Origin of the sequence: Planktothrix sp. FACHB-1355 (assembly GCF_014748295.1) — a bacterium.
Taxonomy (GTDB): Bacteria; Cyanobacteriota; Cyanobacteriia; order Cyanobacteriales; family Aerosakkonemataceae; genus Aerosakkonema; species Aerosakkonema funiforme_A.
In genome coordinates this window covers 1-2,526 of the sequence record NZ_JACJUP010001043.1, presented here as the reverse complement: position 1 = coordinate 2,526, position 2,526 = coordinate 1, and the positions used below count along the sequence as shown (strand labels likewise).

Genomic DNA, 2,526 nt, shown 5'->3' with positions numbered 1-2,526 from the left:
GAGAGAATGAGCTAAATCTTTGCTACCGGAAGTGATGAAAATGAGCAAAGCTAAAGTAACCAATCCGGTGCAAACAGCGAAAATGTTCGCGTAGCCGATATACTGGGCAAGAGAACCAAAAGCAGGCGCTGCGATCGCTGCCCCCAAATCGAACCCGCTAATGCAGATAGCAAAAACCCGCCCTCTTTCTAGAGGAGAAGAACGATCGGACAGCAAAGCAACCATCATAGGCAGCAACGTTCCCAAACCGGCACCTTCAATTAAACCAGCTAACAAAAAGCCGATCGCACTTTTCGCCTGCCACAGCATCAACATTGCCACACAATAGCAGAGAATACTAGCTGTGATAAACAGTCCCCGTCCGTAGCGATCGGAAGCGCGACCGATGAAGACCCGGACGCTGAAACTCGAGATTGCAGTAGCGGTGTAAAACCACCCAGCATTCAAATCCACCTTTGCCGCCGCCACATACAAAGGTACAAACGTACTCAAAGCCCCAAAACCAAAACCAACCAGCAACAGCACTAAAGATGGAATCACCAAAGCCGGATCGGTCAAAATTTTCCATATAGATTTGACCTGCGCTTGTCCAGAAATATCCAGTTTTTCCAATCTTTCCTGACTTTTCAGTTTCCTTGCTTCTTTTATCAGACCAAGACCAAAGTAACTGCTAATTCCCAATGCAGCGGCGAAGAGAAACAAGCGATCGTAACCCGCCCCAGCCTGTAGCAATCCCCCTATTGCTGGGCCTAGTGCTATCCCGATCGGAGTTACCAGACTCATATACCCGATCAACTCACCTCGTTGGCCGATCGGCGACAAATCTACCACCAAAGCAGTATAGCCAGTAGTAAAGGCAGCAATAGCGATCCCGTGAAAAGCACGAATTGCGATCAGCAGGGGGATAGACTGCACGAACAAGTAGCCAAAAGGTGCGATCGCAGCCACAAAAGCACCCAGCAACAACACCAGTTTGCGACTGCGGCGATCGGCCAACTTTCCTAGCCAAGGACGAAATAATAACAGCCCGATCGCAAAAGCTCCCATGACAATTCCTACCTGTCGATCCGTACCCCCTACGTGCTGGACGTAGAGAGGCAGCGTCGGCAGCAGAGAACCCATGCAAGTCCAAAACAATAAGCCAGAAGCGAATAATATCAGTAAATTACGTCGCTCTGGCGGTTCAAGAGTCCAAAAAACTTTCACAGGTTAATTAGTAATTGATAATTCTTCATTGCCACTAGCCTCATTCTCAGATTTGGGACTGGTAATGCTATTAGCAACAAACAAAACTTCTACTGTTAACTATTTTTAACGATCGGCTCCACAACTTCCCTCACCCGATAGATTGGTCTTCCTTGAGATTCGTGATAAGTTCGCATTAACAGCTCTGCCAGCAACCCAAAACTAAACAGCTGGATACCAGTCAACAAAAGCAATACTGTCAAAATCAGTAATGGGCGATTGCCGATCGTCACTCCCAATCCCAGTTTCAGGAAAGTGAGATAGCCCCCCAGCACTACTCCCAAAAACATAGAAAGCAAACCCAACAATCCAAAAACGTGCATCGGTCGTGTGAGGAACTTTTTCATAAACCAGATGGTTAACAAATCCATCAACACTCGGAATGTCCGCCCCAAACCGTACTTACTGCGCCCGTAGCGCCGGGAGTGGTGTCCCACCGCCATTTCTGTAATTCTCGCCCCTTCGATGTAAGCTAAAGCAGGCAAAAAGCGATGTAATTCGCCGTAAAGATTCAAATCTGCCACTAATTCCGCTCGATAAGCTTTGAGAGAACAGCCGTAATCGTGCAACTGCACACCCGTAACTCGCCCAATTAACCAGTTGGCAATTTTGGAAGGTAGCAAACGAGTGAGAGTGTCATCCTTTCTGTGCTTGCGCCAGCCGCTCACCATATCGTACCCTTCCGCCAACTTGGCCAGCAGTACGGGAATATCAGCCGGATCGTTCTGCAAGTCCGCATCTAAAGTGACGATCGCTTTTCCTCGCGCATAATTAAATCCAGCCGCCATCGCCGCCGTTTGACCGTAGTTGCGACGTAGCAACACAGCTTTGAGATCGGAACGGAGAAGCGCTTGTTGTTTGAGAAATTCTGCCGATCCATCTTTAGAGCCATCATCCACGCAGATGATCTCATAAGACAATTGGCAAGAGGTTAGAGTGGTAGCGATCGCCTCGATCAAATGCGGCAAACTCTCCACTTCGTCGCAAATCGGTACGATCGCAGATACATCCGGAGTGTCGATCGCAGAAAAACCATTCCTTGTCCCTGCTGTTGCGGAAAATAACGAAGTGTTCATAGTAGTAGCCAGCCTTGTCACCTCACACCGACGAGCTAGTTATATCACGCACTGGGGGAGTCAAAAGTCAAAAGTCAAAAGTCAAAATTTCTCCTCTTCCCTATCCCTCTCCCCTTTTCCCTCTTCCCTCTTCCCTCTCCCTTTTCCCGACGCCCTAACCCCTAACCCCTAACCCCTATTAAAATATTGTAAAGAATTGTAAATT

General features: G+C 48.1%; 2 protein-coding genes. Both read right to left on the bottom strand.

The features are described from left to right. The coding region (locus H6S82_RS28725; RefSeq protein ID WP_191057138.1) for an MFS transporter at positions 1–1,206 on the bottom strand (1,206 nt) is incomplete at its 3' end. A 95-nt stretch (positions 1,207–1,301) separates the two neighbouring features. Continuing rightward, on the bottom strand, positions 1,302–2,321 hold the full coding sequence (locus H6S82_RS28720) for a glycosyltransferase family 2 protein (RefSeq protein ID WP_190467430.1): 1,020 nt from the start codon (positions 2,319–2,321) through the stop codon (positions 1,302–1,304). Positions 2,322–2,526 lie beyond the last annotated feature (205 nt).